The sequence below is a fragment of the Rhizobium lentis genome, from assembly GCF_017352135.1.
Classification (GTDB): domain Bacteria; phylum Pseudomonadota; class Alphaproteobacteria; order Rhizobiales; family Rhizobiaceae; genus Rhizobium; species Rhizobium lentis.
Genome location: NZ_CP071454.1, coordinates 414,974 through 431,928 on the forward strand (window position 1 = coordinate 414,974; position 16,955 = coordinate 431,928).

At 58.2% G+C, this 16,955-nt stretch carries 21 protein-coding genes and 1 tRNA gene; 8 read left to right on the top strand and 14 right to left on the bottom strand.

Features of this window, described 5'->3' with window-relative positions:
* From J0663_RS02070 to J0663_RS02085, 4 genes are all read right to left on the bottom strand, one after another.
* Positions 1-822, bottom strand: a complete 822-nt coding sequence (locus tag J0663_RS02070) for an ABC transporter permease (RefSeq protein ID WP_207242827.1) — start codon at positions 820-822, stop codon at positions 1-3.
* 1 nt (position 823) lies between these two features.
* Positions 824-1,738: an ABC transporter permease gene (locus tag J0663_RS02075; RefSeq protein ID WP_207242828.1), complete on the bottom strand. Its 915-nt coding sequence runs from the start codon at positions 1,736-1,738 to the stop codon at positions 824-826.
* 269 nt (positions 1,739-2,007) lie between these two features.
* The gene (locus tag J0663_RS02080) at positions 2,008-3,306 is read right to left on the bottom strand and encodes an ABC transporter substrate-binding protein (protein ID WP_207242829.1); all 1,299 of its coding nucleotides are present in this window, start codon (positions 3,304-3,306) and stop codon (positions 2,008-2,010) included.
* A 46-nt stretch (positions 3,307-3,352) separates the two neighbouring features.
* Positions 3,353-4,441, bottom strand: coding sequence for an ABC transporter ATP-binding protein (locus tag J0663_RS02085; RefSeq protein WP_207242830.1), 1,089 nt, complete (start codon positions 4,439-4,441; stop codon positions 3,353-3,355).
* A 268-nt stretch (positions 4,442-4,709) separates the two neighbouring features.
* Between J0663_RS02085 and J0663_RS02090 the strand changes: the two genes are divergently transcribed.
* The gene (locus J0663_RS02090; RefSeq protein ID WP_207242831.1) at positions 4,710-5,420 is read left to right on the top strand and encodes a GntR family transcriptional regulator; all 711 of its coding nucleotides are present in this window, start codon (positions 4,710-4,712) and stop codon (positions 5,418-5,420) included.
* Positions 5,421-5,456: 36 nt separating this feature from the next.
* Here the strand turns inward: J0663_RS02090 and J0663_RS02095 are convergent, their stop codons facing one another.
* Positions 5,457-5,870 carry a DUF4174 domain-containing protein gene (locus J0663_RS02095; RefSeq protein ID WP_207242832.1) on the bottom strand — a complete coding sequence of 138 codons (414 nt, stop codon included), beginning with the start codon at positions 5,868-5,870 and terminating at the stop codon, positions 5,457-5,459.
* 215 nt (positions 5,871-6,085) lie between these two features.
* Positions 6,086-6,469: a BRA0787 family protein gene (locus tag J0663_RS02100; RefSeq protein ID WP_038690240.1), complete on the bottom strand. Its 384-nt coding sequence runs from the start codon at positions 6,467-6,469 to the stop codon at positions 6,086-6,088.
* A 353-nt stretch (positions 6,470-6,822) separates the two neighbouring features.
* Here J0663_RS02100 and J0663_RS02105 point away from each other — a divergent pair, with 353 nt between their 5' ends.
* Together J0663_RS02105 and J0663_RS02110 are read left to right on the top strand one after the other, a co-directional pair.
* Positions 6,823-7,029 carry a hypothetical protein gene (locus tag J0663_RS02105; protein WP_207242833.1) on the top strand — a complete coding sequence of 69 codons (207 nt, stop codon included), beginning with the start codon at positions 6,823-6,825 and terminating at the stop codon, positions 7,027-7,029.
* Positions 7,030-7,054: 25 nt separating this feature from the next.
* A complete protein-coding gene (locus J0663_RS02110; RefSeq protein ID WP_207242834.1) occupies positions 7,055-7,294 on the top strand; it encodes a DUF2934 domain-containing protein in 240 nt (79 codons plus the stop codon).
* Between the two features lie 731 nt (positions 7,295-8,025).
* Here J0663_RS02110 and J0663_RS02115 read toward each other — a convergent pair.
* Positions 8,026-8,220 carry a hypothetical protein gene (locus J0663_RS02115; protein ID WP_207242835.1) on the bottom strand — a complete coding sequence of 65 codons (195 nt, stop codon included), beginning with the start codon at positions 8,218-8,220 and terminating at the stop codon, positions 8,026-8,028.
* A gap of 122 nt (positions 8,221-8,342) precedes the next feature.
* On the opposite strand from J0663_RS02115, the gene J0663_RS02120 reads away from it, so the two are divergent.
* The 3 genes from J0663_RS02120 (at position 8,343) to J0663_RS02130 (ending at position 10,154) form a co-directional block, all read left to right on the top strand.
* Positions 8,343-9,068: a LuxR family transcriptional regulator gene (locus J0663_RS02120; RefSeq protein WP_207242836.1), complete on the top strand. Its 726-nt coding sequence runs from the start codon at positions 8,343-8,345 to the stop codon at positions 9,066-9,068.
* Positions 9,069-9,288: 220 nt separating this feature from the next.
* A complete protein-coding gene (locus J0663_RS02125) occupies positions 9,289-9,954 on the top strand; it encodes an acyl-homoserine-lactone synthase (protein WP_207242837.1) in 666 nt (221 codons plus the stop codon).
* Positions 9,951-10,154, top strand: coding sequence for a hypothetical protein (locus tag J0663_RS02130; protein WP_207242838.1), 204 nt, complete (start codon positions 9,951-9,953; stop codon positions 10,152-10,154). The genes J0663_RS02125 and J0663_RS02130 overlap by 4 nt, the downstream gene beginning before the upstream one ends.
* A gap of 117 nt (positions 10,155-10,271) precedes the next feature.
* Here J0663_RS02130 and J0663_RS02135 read toward each other — a convergent pair whose 3' ends face one another.
* On the bottom strand, positions 10,272-10,640 hold the full coding sequence (locus tag J0663_RS02135; RefSeq protein ID WP_207242839.1) for a response regulator: 369 nt from the start codon (positions 10,638-10,640) through the stop codon (positions 10,272-10,274).
* 220 nt (positions 10,641-10,860) lie between these two features.
* Here J0663_RS02135 and J0663_RS02140 point away from each other — a divergent pair.
* A tRNA-Ile gene (locus J0663_RS02140) sits at positions 10,861-10,936 on the top strand.
* Between the two features lie 469 nt (positions 10,937-11,405).
* On the opposite strand, the gene J0663_RS02145 is transcribed toward J0663_RS02140, so the two are convergent.
* The 5 genes from J0663_RS02145 to J0663_RS02165 form a co-directional block, all read right to left on the bottom strand.
* Positions 11,406-11,969, bottom strand: a complete 564-nt coding sequence (locus J0663_RS02145; RefSeq protein ID WP_246590353.1) for an alpha/beta hydrolase fold domain-containing protein — start codon at positions 11,967-11,969, stop codon at positions 11,406-11,408.
* A gap of 250 nt (positions 11,970-12,219) precedes the next feature.
* On the bottom strand, positions 12,220-13,038 hold the full coding sequence (locus tag J0663_RS02150) for an HNH endonuclease (RefSeq protein ID WP_207242840.1): 819 nt from the start codon (positions 13,036-13,038) through the stop codon (positions 12,220-12,222).
* A gap of 230 nt (positions 13,039-13,268) precedes the next feature.
* Positions 13,269-14,228, bottom strand: a complete 960-nt coding sequence (locus J0663_RS02155) for a hypothetical protein (protein WP_207242841.1) — start codon at positions 14,226-14,228, stop codon at positions 13,269-13,271.
* A 330-nt stretch (positions 14,229-14,558) separates the two neighbouring features.
* Positions 14,559-15,185 carry an outer membrane protein gene (locus J0663_RS02160; protein WP_207242842.1) on the bottom strand — a complete coding sequence of 209 codons (627 nt, stop codon included), beginning with the start codon at positions 15,183-15,185 and terminating at the stop codon, positions 14,559-14,561.
* Between the two features lie 139 nt (positions 15,186-15,324).
* On the bottom strand, positions 15,325-15,519 hold the full coding sequence (locus tag J0663_RS02165; RefSeq protein WP_207242843.1) for a hypothetical protein: 195 nt from the start codon (positions 15,517-15,519) through the stop codon (positions 15,325-15,327).
* A gap of 233 nt (positions 15,520-15,752) precedes the next feature.
* Between J0663_RS02165 and J0663_RS02170 the strand changes: the two genes are divergently transcribed.
* Positions 15,753-15,896: a hypothetical protein gene (locus J0663_RS02170; RefSeq protein ID WP_207242844.1), complete on the top strand. Its 144-nt coding sequence runs from the start codon at positions 15,753-15,755 to the stop codon at positions 15,894-15,896.
* 161 nt (positions 15,897-16,057) lie between these two features.
* Here the strand turns inward: J0663_RS02170 and J0663_RS02175 are convergent, their stop codons facing one another.
* Positions 16,058-16,762 (bottom strand): FkbM family methyltransferase, encoded by a 705-nt coding sequence (locus tag J0663_RS02175; RefSeq protein WP_207242845.1) that lies wholly within the window; start codon positions 16,760-16,762, stop codon positions 16,058-16,060.
* Positions 16,763-16,955: the final 193 nt, after the last annotated feature.

Here is a 16,955-nt window from a genome sequence, read left to right on the forward strand (position 1 = left end):
TCAGCCTGTCTTTGCCTGCCATCGCCCCAGCATCGTTATGATGCCGAGAGCGATGAGAATGATCGTGAAGGAAAACAGTGTCGTCACTGTCCCGAGCGCATAGAGCACCGGCGTTGTGACGTTGGTGGTCATGCCGTAGATCTCGAGCGGCAGCGTATTGTAGCTGCCCGACGTCATCAACGTCCGGGCGAATTCGTCATAGGAAAGCGTAAAACCGAACAGGCCGACGCCGATCAGGCTCGGGGCGATCATCGGCAGCACGACATGGCGGAAGGTCTGCCAGGAGGTGGCGCCGAGGTCGCGCGCAGCCTCCTCGTAGACCGGCGAGAAACGGTTGAAGACGGCAAACATGATCAGCACGCCGAACGGCAGCGTCCAGGTCAGATGCGCGCCGAAGGCCGAGGAATACCAGGCGGGCTTCAGCCCGCCCTGCTGGAAGACGACGCCGATGCCGAGCGAGATGATGATCGACGGCACGACGAGGCTTGCGACGGTAGCATAAAACAGCGCCGTCGAACCGCGGAAACGGCGGCGGAAAGCAAGGCCGGCAAGCAACGACACGACGACGGTCACCACCATCACCATCAGCCCGAGGGTGAAGGAGCGCCGGAACGAGGCGCCGAAATCGCCGACCGCCTGCTTTTCGAACAGGTTGAAGAACCAGTGCGTGGAAACGCCGTTCATCGGGAAGGTCAGGCCACCGTCCGGCCCCTGGAAGGAGAGGATCAGGATCGCCGACAGCGGGCCGTAGAGAAACAGCACGAAGATCAAGAAGAAGATCGCCAGCAGATAGAATTCGAGGCCGCGTTTTTCGTGGCTCATCTCAAAGCTCCTTGCGGATATCGACGACGCGCAGAATAGCGGCGACCATCAACAGCACGACGGCGAGCAGCACCACGGCATTGGCGGCAGCGGCCGGATATTGCAACAGCGACATCTGGTTCTTCATCATCAGCGCCACCGAAGCGCTCTGGCCGCCGGACATCACCTGCACCGTGGAAAAATCGGCCATCACGAGTGTCACCACGAAGATCGTGCCGATTGCCATGCCCGGCTTGGAGAGCGGAATGACGACGTTCCACAGCACCTGCCAGCCCGAGGCGCCGGCATCGCGCGCCGCTTCGAACAGCGAGCGGTCGATGCGCATCAGCGTGTTGAAGATCGGCGTCACCATGAACAGCGTATAGAGATGCACCATGGCGAGCACGACGGCGAAGTCGGAATAGAGCAGCCATTCGATCGGCTGCGGGATCACGCCCATCTTGATCAGCGCCGAATTGACAAGGCCGTTGCGTCCGAGCACCGGGATCCAGGAGATCATGCGGATGATGTTCGACGTCATGAACGGCACCGTGCAGACGAGGAAGAGGATCATCTGCGTCGAGGTCTTGCGGATATGGAAGGCCAGGAAATAGGCGACCCAGAAGCCGATGACGAGCGTCAGCGCCCAGACGATGGCGGTGAATTTCAGCGTATTGAGATAGGTCTTCCATGTCACCCATGAGCCGAGCGTGTCGGTGTAGTTCATGGTGAGAAAATCGGGATAGAGGCCGGCGAAATCATAGTCCCAGAAGCTGACGACAGCGATCATGGCGATCGGCAGCAGGAAGAAGAAGCCGAGGATGGCAATGAGCGGCGTGGCCTGGAGGTAGGAGATGGCGGATGGGGAGAGGTGCAGACCACGCCTGCCGCGCATGCCCTGGCTATTCTCCTCCGTTTCCGCTGCGATGGTCGCCATGATCCAGTTCTCCGTTGTGATTGCGTCAGGTTGACCGAGGGTGGATGCCGCCCCCTCATCCGCCTGCCGGCACCTTCTCCCCGATGGGGAGAAGAGAATCGTGGCAACGTCTCCGCCACCACAACTCCACTGTCGTCATGCGGCCCGGCCGCAAACTCCCGCTTCTCCCCAGCGGGGAGAAGATGCCCGAAGGGCAGATGAGGGGGCGGAGCGAAGCGACGTCTTGAGCGCTAGCGAAAGACAATCCTGCTCATCCGCCCCCTTGACGATCAAGCCGCGATGAACTCGTTCCAGCGGCGGACCATGTAGCGGTCTTCGTCCATGACCGAGTTCCAGCAGGCGACCGCACCCATGCGGGCCTCGAAAGCGCCGCCGTCGCGCACCGCACCGGCCTTTTCCATGACCTTGCCTTCGGGAGACAGGATGTCCCCCTGCGCCGGCTTGCCTTCGATCCAGTAGCCCCATTCGTCTGCCGTCATGAAGTTCTTGGCCGTCTCCATGCAGGCGGAATAGTAGCCCTGGCGGTTGAGATAGCCGCCGACCCAGCCGGACGTATACCAGTTGATGTATTCATAAGCCGCATCGAGCTGTGCGCCCTTGAGATGCGAGGCAAGGCCGAGGCCGCCACCCCAGGCGCGATAACCTTCCTTGAGGGGTTGGTATTTGCAGGCGATGCCCTTGGAGCGGACGGCGGCGACGGCCGGCGACCACATGGACTGGATCACGACCTCGCCCGATGCCATCAGGTTGACCGACTCGTCGAAGCTCTTCCAGAAGGCACGGAACTGGCCGTCGCTCTTGGCCTTGATGAGGAATTCGATCGTCTTGTCGATCTCTTCCTTCGTCATGTTACCCTTGTCAGCATATTTGATGTTGCCCATGGCTTCCATGATCATCGCCGCATCCATGATGCCGATCGACGGGATGTTAAGGATGGAGGTCTTGCCCTTGAACTTGGGATCCATGATATCGGCCCAGGTGGTAATGTCGCGACCGACGAGATCGGGACGGATGCCGAGCGTATCGGCATTGTAGATGGTGGGCACCATCGTCATCCACTGCGTCGGTTCCTTGGCGAACTTCTTGGCGTCCTGTGCCTCGACGAAGCCGACGGTGTGCGGCGCCGTGCCCTGGGCGATGACGCTGTCCGGCTTCAGCTTGCCGTTGATGAACAGCGGCACGATCTTGTCGTAATATTTGAGCTTCTTGACGTCCATCGGCTGCAACACGCCTGTTGGAAACACCTTCTTGGCGATCCAGTATTCGATGTCGGCGATATCGTAGCTGTCGGGCTGGGTGACGGCACGCTGGGCGGCGGCGTCGGAATCGGTCGCCGTCATCTCCAGCGTGATGCCGAGGTCGGCCTTGCACTTCTCGGCGATGGCGTTGATGTTCGAAACGCCGGTACCGAACTGACGAAGTGTGATGTTGGTTTTCGCCCAGATGGTGGGAAAGCCGGTGATGGCGCCGGAGCCGGCGATCGCGCCGACGGCGGCGGCACCGGTTTTCAGGAGCGTGCGGCGGGAAAGACCCTTTTCCGCCTTGGTCGATGTTGTCTCAGTCGTCATGTCAGTTCCCCTTTTCTTGATGTGGAAGTTCATGGTTCTCGATTGGTCATGCCGAGGCGCGGCCGAGGAGCACGGCATCGTCGAGCGCCCAGCTGAGCGAAACGGTGTCGCCGACGCCAACCGGCCGGGCGAAATAGTCGCCGTCATCGGATATGACGGTGAAATCGTCGCTGCCGGCGCCGAAAACGGTGATCTTCACCGAAGAGCCGCGATATTCGATGTTTGAGACGATGCCATTGAAGCCAAGCGTCCATTCGGTCGCGACCTGCAGGCGCACGCGGTCGGTGCGGATGCCGATATCGACAGGCTCGCCGACCGCCCTGCCCGTTCCGCGCACCGAAAAACTCTGTCCCTCCGGCACGGTCATGACGATCACGCCGTTCTCGCTCGACGTCACCCGGCCGGACAGCACGTTGTGATCGCCCATGAAACGCGCGACGAATGCGGTTGCCGGCCGCTCGAAGACTTCGCGCGGTGCGGCCGCCTGCTCGATCCGGCCGTCATTCATGATGACGATGACGTCTGCGAGCGCCATCGCCTCTTCCTGGCTATGGGTGACGTGGACAAAGGTGATGCCGAGCGACTTCTGGAGCTTCTTGAGTTCGGCGCGCATGCGGATCTTGAGGAACGGATCCAGCGCCGACAGCGGCTCGTCGAGGAGCAGCGCCTCCGGATCGGTGATCAGCGCGCGCGCCAGCGCCACGCGCTGCTGCTGACCGCCGGAAAGCTGGGCCGGGCGCCTGTCGGCATAGGGTTCCATCTGCATCAGCTTCAGCATCTCGAGCGCTTTGGCCCGCCGCTCCGCCTTGTCGACGCCCTTCATCTTCAGGCTGAAGGCGACGTTGTCGACCAGGTCGAGATGTGGGAACAGCGCATAGGACTGAAACATCATCGCCGTGCCGCGCCGGGCCGGCGGCAGATCGGTGACGACCAGATTGCCAAGCCTGATATCGCCCGACGAGATACTCTCATGGCCGGCAATCATGCGCAGCGTCGAGGTCTTGCCGCAGCCGGAGGGCCCGAGGAAGCAGCAATAGGAGCCGGCCGGAATCTTCAGGCTGATCGCATGGACCGCCGTCGTCATGCCATAGACCTTCGAAACGGATACTATATCGATCTCTGCCGCTTTCGACATCATGCCTTCCCCTGTTCGGACAAGACAATGCATCCGCCATGCCAGATTCCGCTCCGGGGCCTAAATCCTTTTGATTCAAGGATTTTATCGGAATTAAGCCAACCGGAGCAAATTATGAGCATCAAGGATTATGCACATGATTTAGGCTATTGTGCCCAATTCGTGCAAAAAATCGTATACAATTTCGGCCGGCTTTCGCTCACAAATTCCGTTTAACTTTTGCAGCAAAGCCGGTTATGGTCTGCCGATCATCAGGAAATCGATTTTCATGAAGTCCGCTGCCAAGGCCACGCCGGCTGAAGATTCCGCTGAAACCAGCGCACAACTCATCCGCGACTCCATTCGTGAAGCAATCGTCGAGCGCAGGCTCTCGCCCGGCACCAAGCTTTCCGAAAGCGATGTCGGCAATCTTTTCAACGTCAGCCGCACGCTTGCCCGCGCAGCTCTGCAGGCGCTCTCCTATGAGGGCCTCGTCAGCGTCGAGAAGAACCGCGGCGCCTTTGTCGCCTATCCCTCGCCCGACGAGGCGCGGCAAATCTTTTCCGCCCGCCGCCTTGTCGAACCCGGCATATTGCGTGAGGCAGCGGCACGGATCACGCCTGACGATATCCGGCATCTCAAGCAGCTGCTCTTGGAAGAAGGCCGCCTGATGAGCGAGCGCGGCCAGACGGCGCGCCGCGCCGAGATCAAGGCATCCGGCGATTTCCACCTGACGCTCGCGGCAATTTCCGGCAATGCGATCATGCAGCGTTTCATGGAAGAACTCGTCGCCCGCTCCTCCCTGGTGATCGCGCTCTACGGCCAGTCGACGGCGTCGAGCTGCGGCCATTCCGAACATGGCGAGATCATCTCGGCGATCGAAAGCAACGACCTCGACCGCGCATGCCAGCTGATGCTGCATCACATCGCCCATATCGAGGCCGACCTCGACCTGCGCGAACGCAAGAGCCTCGGCCTCAAAGAAGCCTTCGAACTCTGACCGGTCAGCGCGTGCCGCCGGACGCGGCGCCCGCAGCTACCACGGGGTCTTTTTCGGCAGGTTCTCCAGCGCAGCGAAAACCTCTTCCGCCGTGCGCGGCTCGCTCGAGCGCAGCTTCACCGTGCCGTCACGCCCGATCAGGATCAGCCCGAATTCGCCGGACGGCGGCCCCTGCAGCCGCTCGCGAATATCGTCGGCATCGAGTTCCCAGGCGTCGTCGAACAGCGAGAAAGCGCCGCCGCCGGCGATGATGAACACTTCGACGTCTTCCTCGATGAGACGCATATGCGCGTTGCGCAGCCATTCGTCCTGGATCACCGCACGGTCATCCTGCGCGTCGGCAAAGATGATCAGCACCCGCTTGATCTCGCGAAACTGCTCGAGTGATTGGGGAAGTTCCGGCTCACGCCGCGGCGTGCCGATGATTTCTTGAACGATGGATTTCAGCATGATGCTATTCCTCGCCCGTCATCTTGCAGCGGGCTGTATCTGGCGCCTTCAGCGCCGCGCGTGTCAAAACGCGCAGAAAGCTGTAGCGCGCTGAATGACTGAATAATTCCAGTTCGGTGTGAATTGGGATTATGCAGTAAACGGCTGGGAATGGGGGAGGTTCCGCCGCAGCAGAAAAGGATCGCAGACGCCAAGGCCGCGATCCCATTTCCCTGTCAGTCGCGGCTTTGATCTTCGGCGGCATGCGCCGAGACGGCGACGAGGTCGGCCGTGCCGTTGGCGAGAAGGCGTTTGCGCACCAGCACGCGCATGACGCGCGCCGCCGTCGAGAAGGTCATCTGGTCGAGCGGACCTTCGCCCTCCCACGGCTTGGTCAGCCGTTCAGTGACGGCGCCGACGATATTCATCGGCACGATATCGGTGCATTCGCGCATGGCTTCGAAAACGAAACTGATCGGGATGACCCGTCCTTCATGGGTCACGATCGGTTCGGTCAATTCGCTGTCCCATTCCTCGAAGGCGTAAAGTGCTTCGCGAAACAGCTGCTGGAGGGTGAACGGCGCGTGGCCGTTATGAAGTGGCGGCAGGGCATTCATCATGTCTGTCTCCTCTTGATGGATTGAAGCCAATTTCCTCCTGGATCGGTCGGCAACGAAGCGGGGAAACGCAGCGTTTTTTCCCCCTGCGGACCGAATAACACGATTGATTCTATAGAGTAACGTGCCGGGGATAAAGCCCATTTCTCGATCTGGCGGGCAACCGATTTCTTAAGGGCATGAAATTCCTGCATGTTTTAGGCGAAATTTTCTCAGTGCGCGCTATTCTTGAAAATCCATGCCAGCCGCGCCGAATTGGCACGAGAGGCCGAAAAAACCCTGAAAAATCACGGAACTTTTGGGACTGTAATCTGTTTTGTTCGCACACTTCGTAAAAGCATATGGGGTTAGCATCAATGACGCAGATCCGCGAACCGGAGCGGCGGACCAGAGTCCTGCGCGGCCGTCCTTACAGCCTTGACGAATTCGCTTCCAAATATGGCCTGCGCAGCGACCAGGCCGAGAGCCTGTTCACCCGTTTCGGGCCTTCCTCGATCGAACTTGATCTACTGATGGCGGCCAAGCGCCGCGCGCCTGTTCTGCCGGACAGAATTGCCGAATGACGCCTTTCACGAACGGAATCGATCGATGAGCGACACACGCCACGAGTGGATCAGCAAACGAGCCTATTCAATTTGGGAAGAACAGGGCCGCCCTGACGGTCGGGACGATGAACATTGGCGCCAGGCGGTTGCCGAGCGCGACGCGCTGGAACGCACCCAGGCCTCGATCGACGGACGCGAGGTGCTGCTGAAGTTTCGCCCGAAGCCGCAGCGCCCGGAACTGCCGCGCGGCGGCTGGGTCACCCCACCGGCGAAGGCCGGCTGACGCCATGTGGTGCTGGCTGCGCTGCGGTCGGTAAGCATACAACAAGCATACAAGATGAGGCGGCCGCCAGGTGGCCGCCCTCCACCTCGAGGCCCCTGCGGGTCGCCTCAGGATGAGGGTGGAGAGGAGCGTACAGTATCACGGAAAGGTCTGGGCGTGCCAACACTGCGTGGCGCCGCTGCTCAACAACCACACCACATAGCGATCAGCCACCACCCACACGGCACTCCGCCCGCCCATCGGCCATACGGCACGCCGATCGGCACCCGGCACACGCCAGCCCAACCGCTGTGCACAGCGATGAGTCCCATCAGCCACACGGCGCACAGATTGGCCGTCATCCTGAGGCGCTCAGGCCGCAGGCCGGAGCCTCAAAGGACGGGAGCGGGGATGACCATCCGCAGGGCACCTCAGGATGAGTAGGAGAGAGCTGCGGGTTATCTCACGGGAAGGTCAACAATGGCACAGTCCAACCCCTTCCCCGAAGGCGGCTGCTTCCGTCTGATACGTTTCGTCAACCATATTGGCACAATTCCATGGAGGACGGGATTTTCTCCCGCCCGACCGTTAGATTGCCGCTCGACACGCTCTTCGCAAAATCGGAAACGGAATGGAATGAAAACGTGCTGATGCGCGAAGCGCGGATTTCGTCTCGCCACGGCGCTGATCGATCCCGGGCCGAGCCTGTTATACCGGGGAAAACCTCAAACCGCCCGCCGGGGCGGGCCATGTCAGAAAGCGTTGTTTTCCTGGGAAAGCGCCCGGTGGACCTCGGTCCAGAACAGCGCCAGCGGGGTGTCGCCGTTGCGTTCGGCAACAAGGGCGCGGATCAACGCTTCGGAACCTGCCATGTCCTGCCAACTGGATTTCAGGCCTTTGGCGGCCTGTCGGCATTCGGCAATCTCGAATGATCTCTTGCTGTCCATATGAGGTCTCCTCATGAAGGCGCTAGCAGGTGGTGCCCAGATTGTCATTCCCCGCATATGTGGGGATGCCTTGTATTTTAGATGGTCCTCACGGTAGGATTGAGGGAATTGGGACAGTGGAAATGATCGAGAATACCTACAGCGACAAGTTCGAACCCGCTTTCGAAGGGATCAAGGCTGCGGCCAATGTGGATGCCGCTATCCGCGTTCTCCAGGCGGAATACGGCCTCGATTTCGTGACCTATCATCTCGCCCAGACGATCGCCAGCAAGATCGATGCGCCCTTCGTGCGCACCACCTATCCGGATGCCTGGGTCTCCCGCTACCTCCTGAACAGCTATGTGAAGGTCGATCCGATCGTCAAGCAGGGATTCGAGCGCCAGCTGCCCTTCGACTGGAGCGAGGTCGAGCCGACGCCGGAAGCCTATGCCATGCTGGTCGACGCCCAGAAGCACGGCATCGGCGGCAATGGCTATTCCATTCCCGTCGCCGACAAGGCGCAGCGCCGCGCCCTGCTCTCGCTGAACGCCCGCAAACCGGTCGAGGAATGGAACGAACTTGTGCGCCGCTGCCGCAACGAATGGATCGAGATCGCCCATCTGATCCACCGCAAGGCCGTCTATGAACTGCATGGCGAGAATGATCCGGTGCCGACCTTGTCGCCGCGCGAGATCGAGTGCCTGCACTGGACGGCGCTCGGCAAGGATTACAAGGATATCTCGGTTATCTTGGGCATATCCGAGCACACCACCCGCGATTACCTGAAGACCGCCCGCTTCAAGCTCGGCTGCGCCACGATTTCGGCCGCCGCCTCGCGAGCCGTGCAGCTGCGCATCATCAATCCCTAGCGCATCGTGCTTTCCGAAAATCGGAATCGATTGTCGGAGCGGAGGCGTCGATGCAATTGCGCCAGTGCCGGGGCGCGACCCAATCCATCATACCTTTGGGTTAATTCGTCATACTTTTGGGCTAATCCCCTCATCTGGGGGGGCCTATCTGAGGGAATTTCCGATCCGGCCCGCCTGAACCATTCTGCTCTCCACGAACTTGAAAACGCTGGAGGGCAAAATGTTCGTTATCATTCAGGCACACGAATATCAGAAATACGCTGCCGTACTCGACCAGATGTTCCGTCTGCGCAAGAAGGTGTTCGCCGACAAGCTCGGCTGGGACGTTCCCGTTATCGGCCCCTACGAGCGCGACAGCTACGATTCGCTCTCTCCGGCCTACCTCGTCTGGTGCAACGACAACCGCACGCGCCTTTACGGCGGCATGCGCCTGATGCCGACGACCGGCCCGACGCTGCTTTACGACGTGTTCCGTGAGACCTTTCCGGCCGCGGCCGATCTCGTCGCCCCCGGTATCTGGGAAGGCACGCGCATGTGCATCGACGAAGAGGCGATCGCCAAGGACTTCCCCAGTATCGATGCCGCCCGCGCCTTCTCGATGATGCTGCTTGCGCTGTGCGAATGCGCGCTCGATCACGGCATCCATACGATGATTTCCAACTACGAACCCTATCTCAAGCGCGTCTACAAGCGCGCAGGCGCCGAAGTGGAAGAACTCGGCCGCGCAGACGGCTACGGCAAGTACCCCGTCTGCTGCGGCGCCTTCGAAGTGTCGGACCGCGTGCTGCGCAAGATGCGCGCCGCCCTCGGCCTGACCCTACCCCTTTATGTCAGACATGTTCCGGCCCGCTCGGTCGTGACCCAATTCCTGGAGATGGCAGCATGAACCGCCTCGCTGAAACCACAACGCAGACCGCAATCCAGAAAGACATCAGCGCATTGGAGCGCCACGTACTCGCATCCCGCGACATCGCCACCCAGATAGGAGATCCCTTCCTCTCCTATCTCCTCTCGATGGCGCTGTTTACGATTTACGAGAAGAAGGCCCATCACGAGAATGAGGCGCTGAAGAGCAGCTTCAGCTGAGGGCGCGGTTCCCCTCCGCCGCGCCTGAAGAGGGGGCAAGTCTCCCGGCGCCTCGCGCAGCCGCAAAACCTGTCCCCGTTTTGCGGCTGCGCGCCCCTGGTTACGTGATCAAGGTCGTCACGCCATCAGGGAATCGATCGTCGAAATCAGCGTGTCGTGCATATAGGGCTTTGGCAGGAAGGCAGTGTTGGCGGGCAGCGCCATCGGATCGAGCCGCACCATCCCTGACGTGATGATGATGCCGATATTCGGCCGCATCGCCCTCACCCGCTTGGCAAGCTGGATACCGTCCATCGATCCGGCCATGTTGACATCGGTGAACAGGATATCGACGTCCTGCCGGCCCTTCAGCACCACCAGCGCCTCATCGGCATTGGCAGCTTCCAGTGCCACATGACCCACATCCTCCAGCACATCGAGGATATTGAACCGGATCAGCGGCTCATCCTCCACGATGAGCACCACGGCACTGTTCGAAGCCACCATCTGCAAACGCCCTTTTCATGCGGAATATGATTCGCATAAGTGGATTCCGCGCTGGAAGGTTCCAGTGTTTTTGCCCGCGAAATGGGCCTCATCCACAGATGTTGCCCTGCCCGCTTGTGGCTCCCTGCAATTTGGGCTAGAGCGAAACCGATGCTGCGGGAACCATTGCCCCGGCATCACGGTGCCGGCCTCCGGCACCCAGGTGCTGTCATCGCGCCAAGGGCCTGTAGCTCAATGGTTAGAGCCGGCGGCTCATAACCGCTTGGTTGGGGGTTCGAGTCCCTCCGGGCCCACCATTTTATTTTTTCAAGCTATTGTTTTTCCTTCTGATTTTGGCTTCCCAGTCCCACTCTTTCAAGCTTGATCACCAAGTGGGATACTTTTGTTCTCGGGATGAGGCTAACAAGGCGGCCGAGCGTCTCAAGAAATAGCGAAAGCGCCGAGCTCAACCCGAAGGGAGCCCGGCGCAGGACTACCTGTCGCGAGAGTTGGCGCGCCAGATAATGGGAATGGAACAGGAACTGCCGCCACACATTATGTGCTTGCAGACTGACTCATACCATTTTGAAGGAGATTCAAATGAATAATCTTATCTGGCTCGTCGGCGCCGTAGTCATCGTGCTCGCTATCTTGAGCTTTTTCGGCTTCCGTTGAGAAGAAGTGCGGCGGCTCAACTGCACCATCCATGAACGCAGGAGCACGCCGCTACGCCGGACGAAGAACCCGACCGGCGCAGCGTGATATATGGGGAAAATTAGCAGTGACTTAAATGTCTGCTATCGTACCCACTGTGGGATTGAGGCTGTCCTGCCGAACTCGCGAGCTTACAGTGGCCATGCATTCGCCGCCTGCCTGGTCACCATTAGCACTCGGCGGCACCCTTTGAGCAAGGCGTGGCCGGACCCAGCCGGCAAAGCGCGTTATCGCATCGTCGGCCTCAGGCGCAAAGCCGGCCATCATCTGGAACGAGTGCAGCATCTCAGGAAAGATGTCGATGCGAGTTTCCACGCCGGCCGCCTTCAGCGCCTCGGCGAACCTGACGCTGTCGTCCAGCAATGCCTCGTGCTCCCCCACCTGCAGGTACGTGGGAGGCATGCCGGTGAGATCTGCGAAAAGTGGGCTGGCTTCGCGGGCGTCGAGGCCGTCCAGCACCAATGAGGCGAGGAAATCGACCGTCGGCTTCTGGAAGAACGCATCCCGCTCTCGGTTTGTCTGATACGATCTGCCCGATTGGGTGAAATCGACCCAGCCGGAAATCGACAGCGCCGCAACCGGCATGGGAAGGGCACTCTGCTTGGCGAGAAGCAGGCCACCAAACAGAGCGCCCACGCCGGCGGAGTCTCCTCCCACAACGATGCCCTCGGCCGGACACCGTGACGCCGATGAAGCGCCACGGTACCCCGGATGAGGGTGGCGCGCGCAGTTCTGTTTCTAGTCTTCGACGCTACCTTCACCACAGGAGAGCGCATCAAGGTATACGGCGGCTTGGGACAGCGGCTGACCGAATCGATGGGGGAGCCGCAGTGCTCAACTGTTTGTCATTGCCGTAAAGACTATCTAGTGCCCGCCCAAGCGGGCGCTATAGCTGACGATCGGGACCAATGACTACTTCGTGCTTTGGGCCACCGAAGGACGCGAACAGATGAACGATAACTGTGGTTATATCTCCGCGCTTTCGAAAATAGAACTTGTGTAACCGCAGCATTGCGAGATGCTCATCTTCAACCGGTCTTCCAACAAAGTTGAAGATATCATCGCGACGCCCCATCAGAAGGTCGAGCAAATCCGTCGCATCGAACGCGTTTAGCCCTCGCTCAGCTATTGCATAGCAGTAAGCCATCTTTGCGACCACCATCTCAGTGAGTCCCATGATCATTGGCATTCTCGTCTGTAAAGGAGTTGGCACGATGTTTTTCGAACCTAGGTGGAGATCACCCAGTATTAAAGACGAAGCTCCATCACGCTCGACACCGACCAATCTTCCTGCGGGCTCATGAACTACGAAACTGTAAACTGGTGGATAGCTCTTTGCAGGAAGAGTGTCGATAAAGGCGTGCGGTGGTTCAGGAGAAGATGATTGCCGAAACGACACCTTCGGCATTCGCCGCTCACCCTTTCGACGCCGACTATTCTGTTTCAGCTCGAGAATGTGGCGGACCCCCACGAAATCATTCTCCCACGCCTTTTGCTCGTAGGTTCTGTTGGCATAGCTATTACATTCCTTACAAGAAGCGTCCTCAAAGATCATTTCGCCTGTTCCTGACAACGCCCTGGGAACTATGTGCTCGTCAGTGAGATTTGATGAAACGCCGCAGAAGATACATCTACCGGGGGATGGATATCGCCTTGCTTCGATAGCTTTTGATCGCAACACATAATGCCCCTTGTCACCGCTCATCTAACCATCTGCTTCATTCGGCGCCGGCACCAAAAACAGCTAAGTATCTTGTGATGCCCTGCGAGGAGACCTTGTTGATAAAGCTGAGGCCGGTCAATCGCAATAATTGCAGGTTACCTAAACCGCAAGCAGCGTTAGCAGAAACGGGTGATGGTAACGCCGGTAGATCGATTCACAAATTTGAATGTCCCCGCTATTTCAATTATCGCGCTATCAACGGCCGCGGCCGCTTAGAGAGCTGCGATATGCGGGGCTTCGTGGTAGCGTACGGCTACAGCAGCAAAATTGCCGCTGGTAGAGTGGAATCGCTGAAGGCCGTGGGGCAATTGAAGGAACTTCGCAGCCGCGAGATTGGTAGTAAGAATTGGACAGTGGACGATATACGCTCCAGAATTATTAGAAGCCATTGAGAACTCTAAGAATATACCGAGTTTTCCATTTTTTTCACCAAGAAATATTTGAAAAGTTCTTATATATCTATAATGCGTCTCCTCAAGTCCCTTCTTGTTTATTATAGTATACTGATCGTCCTTCACGTGTTTTGGGTATGCCTCATTCAGTACTCGAATGTTGCACCTGTGCATCACCGTCAAAGAAAACAGAACTAGTGGCTCATAGGCCGAAGCGAGGGCATCGTCATCCTCCGGTGTTAGTAGGCCACCGTCAATTAGTCCCTGTCGGAACTCAAAGTGAAGGATTGCGGCATCAAGTGGGTCGGGAGGAGGTTGCTGAGTCAACAGCAGTGATAGCAATTTCTGCTGGAGCTTGTTCAAACCTAAGTCAGAAATTGAATATAGACCGGAGCTATCTTGGTTGAATTGCTCTAAAATGGACCTTAATAGCCCTTTACACCTTTCAAGCGTCAGCCTGCGATCAACTTCAAAAAATCTGTCACCGAGAACCTTAAGTCGCTGTCTCGCAACGATTGGAAAGTCCTGTGGAAGATCATACTGATCTAGAGGCCGATCGAGTTGATAAAATAGGTAGCCGATTAAAACTCCTAGCCGATCTGACGACAGCCCTTGATCCCGCGTTGGGTGAGCCAGGAAGTCGGCAATTTCCCTTACTGTGGGCAGGCGCCGCTCAAACGTCTCGCGAAGCCAAAGGAAAATATAACAAAAATTATCAAAGCTAAAATCGCCTTGGGTCAAGAGCTTAACCCGACGTCGTATATCCTCAATGTCACCCATAGTCTCGGACAACCTCCGCCAAGCGATTCTAGTAACTAGAAGAGCGTCTTTTTCCTTCGGAGGGTACGGCTCTGGTCCAAGCCCTCAATCCAGCACGGCATGGCGGTAAATGGCGGAATTTGTGGTGATCGATTGCCCCGGTTCCCGATGCCAACGTGGTCGCCTTCGCGCATTTGCGCTTGCTACCGCTGATTTCGCTATGCAGATTGCATGCGGCGCACATCGGTAGAGCCTAGTTGAAATTGGCATCTTGGTGCCGGCGTTGTCATGAAACACAAAAGCCCCGCAATCCCAGGCGAGGCTTCTCATTGCTGATCCAACCAACAGTTCCTAGAATTTCACGCCAATTCCGAACTTGAGTTCGTGCTGGTCGAGGTCGACATCAACACCGAGAATATCTTTCTCGCCGAAGTCATTATACCGATACTCGCCACGGGCGAAGATGTTGTTGGTGATGGCAAAGTCGACACCGGCCCCGACGGTGTAACCGTTGAAGGTCTCCGTTTCTTTGTCGAATCCCGGCAGGTCCACGTATCCACGCGTGGCGGTCCAACCGGCTGCGCCATAAAGGAGCGCTCTGTCGAAGGCGTAGCCAACACGACCGCGAACAGCGCCGGCCCAGTCGGTGCCGACGTCCGCTCCCAGCGCTTCCTCTTCGTTCCAGTTGTATTCGAGGTTGCCCTCGACACCGACAACGAAGTTGTTATCGAACTGGAAATTGTAACCCGCAAATCCACCGAAGACGCCGCCGTTGAAATTCTGAGAATCGCTGGCGCCGCCGATGCTGAAGTCACCGTTCAGCCAGCTGGCGCCGCCATCGAGACCGAGATACGGGCCTGACCAGGTGAAAGCTGGCGCAGCCGCAACGGGTGCGGCCGGGACGTCCTGCACGGCATCCGCTGCAACCGCGGTCGTTGCGACAAGTGCTAGAAAAGTGGTGGCGATCGTGAGCTTCATTTTCGTTACCCCATATCTTGCAACACAACTAGAGGATACAGCCTAACTCAACAAATAGCTGTAACACCAAAGACACACTCGCAGGACTGTACGATAGAGAACTTATCCGCGGAAACGATGATGGCAAGTGTCGCGTCGTCTAATAACTGCAAGACCGCCCATCACTCGGCCTGAACCCATCCGCGCAGGCCGGGTTGAGCGGACGCGCTTCGTGATAGTAACCGCCGTCGATCGACGACGTGTAATCGAGGTTTCCGGACGACGTGCAGGCTGAAAGGATCGTGACAAGGCTGACCAGCGTTCCGGCTACGACAAATGCGAAAAATCGGGTCATCTGAGCTTCTCCTTCGCAAGGGCATGTCTTTACCCCAAGTGCGCAACTTACCACGACGCAGCAAATATAAGCGAGAACTCATACAAGAAGACCACCGTGACAGGCTGCTCCTAACGTCAATGTGATCGAATTGCACACGTGCGCATAGCTGTCATGCCAAAATGCCTATTGTGAAGGCAGGGTGGGCAAAATATACGCCGCCGGCTAACAAAAAAAAGAATGAGTGAACTGCCATGAGCATACAGAAACTTTTCAACCGCAATCTCCTGACCCGCTTCGTCGCCGGCCTCGGTGCGGTTCCCCAGCGCATTCGCGGCGCACGCGAAGAACGCAGGCCCGCCATTCATCCATCCTTCATGGACGATTTCGGCGCATAGGCTCCCATGCGTCCGCCGGCTGCCGGGTGAGATAAACGGCCTCGCCCGGCCGGCGCGCTGTTTGAAAGCCCTTCAAAGGTCCTAAATGGCCGGCGTCGTGTCGCCTTTTATTGTGCCCGGTTCCCGTCGGCCTTCCAGCCTTCGTTGAACGGGACATGCTTTTACAGATCCTGGCGGATAGAAAACACGTAGTTATAAGGCATTCCGGAAGAGCCCTTTTGGACCTCGTCGATCGACAGGGGCCGAAGTACTCGATCTTTCAGGCGATATACGGAATAACCAAACGGTTTGAGATAGTCGATCACGCTGGCGACAGCATCGGGTCGATGTCGCTCTTCCGCTTCGATGAGCAGGTTTGGGCGATCCCGATTCAATATAGCCTCCGCGCCCTTGAGTACTTTGAGTTCGTGCCCTTCAACGTCGATCTTTATGAAGCCGACCGCCCCGAACTGATAGCTGTCCAAGCGCCGGGTCTGAACGGAAATTTCCTCGACATTCTGCATCGAAAGCGTGTTTTGCTCCTCAATCGTGGCACAGCCATCCATGAGTTGATCGCTGGGGATTCGCATCGTTGCAACGCCGGCGCTGTCGGAAAGGGCGACCTGCTCGACCCGAACCGACGAACCAAGCGCAGCCTTCAGAAAAGCGACCATATTTGGCTGAGGTTCGAAGGCGACGACATCGCGTGCATATTTGGTCAAGTACCAGGAATAGACACCGTAGTTCGCCCCTATATCGATCGCAGTCTGGCTTCGCCGGCATAATCTATCGAGGATCCGAAGTTCTGGCTCACCACGGCGCCATTCTCGTGACGCGCGCGTCCATAACCTGAACCGAGGTGGCGCAATATTGGCGATATGAAGCATGAAGTCCCCCAGCAATTCGAATGCGTGCGCTATCCGCTCTTCGAGCGGCCTGCCCACTAGCTCTCCATCCTCGGTGAATTGGCAACCAGTGGCTAGATCATCGATAGTTGGTGCCTGGCGCGACCGTTTCGCCAAGCCTAGTTCTTTAGGTGAAGCCGACGGGGTTAATTCTGTCCGGCGCTCAGCCGTCAAT

Coding starts and splice junctions, on each gene's coding strand:
- J0663_RS02120 (WP_207242836.1), top strand. CDS start 8,343: ATGATCGAGAATACCTACAGCGACAAGTTCGAACCCGCTTTCGAAGGG.
- J0663_RS02075 (WP_207242828.1), bottom strand. CDS start 1,738: ATGGCGACCATCGCAGCGGAAACGGAGGAGAATAGCCAGGGCATGCGC.
- J0663_RS02070 (WP_207242827.1), bottom strand. CDS start 822: ATGAGCCACGAAAAACGCGGCCTCGAATTCTATCTGCTGGCGATCTTC.
- J0663_RS02170 (WP_207242844.1), top strand. CDS start 15,753: ATGAGCATACAGAAACTTTTCAACCGCAATCTCCTGACCCGCTTCGTC.
- J0663_RS02100 (WP_038690240.1), bottom strand. CDS start 6,469: ATGATGAATGCCCTGCCGCCACTTCATAACGGCCACGCGCCGTTCACC.
- J0663_RS02155 (WP_207242841.1), bottom strand. CDS start 14,228: ATGGGTGACATTGAGGATATACGACGTCGGGTTAAGCTCTTGACCCAA.
- J0663_RS02135 (WP_207242839.1), bottom strand. CDS start 10,640: ATGGTGGCTTCGAACAGTGCCGTGGTGCTCATCGTGGAGGATGAGCCG.
- J0663_RS02095 (WP_207242832.1), bottom strand. CDS start 5,870: ATGCTGAAATCCATCGTTCAAGAAATCATCGGCACGCCGCGGCGTGAG.
- J0663_RS02115 (WP_207242835.1), bottom strand. CDS start 8,220: ATGGACAGCAAGAGATCATTCGAGATTGCCGAATGCCGACAGGCCGCC.
- J0663_RS02165 (WP_207242843.1), bottom strand. CDS start 15,519: ATGACCCGATTTTTCGCATTTGTCGTAGCCGGAACGCTGGTCAGCCTT.
- J0663_RS02110 (WP_207242834.1), top strand. CDS start 7,055: ATGAGCGACACACGCCACGAGTGGATCAGCAAACGAGCCTATTCAATT.
- J0663_RS02105 (WP_207242833.1), top strand. CDS start 6,823: ATGACGCAGATCCGCGAACCGGAGCGGCGGACCAGAGTCCTGCGCGGC.
- J0663_RS02090 (WP_207242831.1), top strand. CDS start 4,710: ATGAAGTCCGCTGCCAAGGCCACGCCGGCTGAAGATTCCGCTGAAACC.
- J0663_RS02150 (WP_207242840.1), bottom strand. CDS start 13,038: ATGAGCGGTGACAAGGGGCATTATGTGTTGCGATCAAAAGCTATCGAA.
- J0663_RS02160 (WP_207242842.1), bottom strand. CDS start 15,185: ATGAAGCTCACGATCGCCACCACTTTTCTAGCACTTGTCGCAACGACC.
- J0663_RS02125 (WP_207242837.1), top strand. CDS start 9,289: ATGTTCGTTATCATTCAGGCACACGAATATCAGAAATACGCTGCCGTA.
- J0663_RS02080 (WP_207242829.1), bottom strand. CDS start 3,306: ATGACGACTGAGACAACATCGACCAAGGCGGAAAAGGGTCTTTCCCGC.
- J0663_RS02130 (WP_207242838.1), top strand. CDS start 9,951: ATGAACCGCCTCGCTGAAACCACAACGCAGACCGCAATCCAGAAAGAC.
- J0663_RS02175 (WP_207242845.1), bottom strand. CDS start 16,762: ATGCTTCATATCGCCAATATTGCGCCACCTCGGTTCAGGTTATGGACG.
- J0663_RS02085 (WP_207242830.1), bottom strand. CDS start 4,441: ATGTCGAAAGCGGCAGAGATCGATATAGTATCCGTTTCGAAGGTCTAT.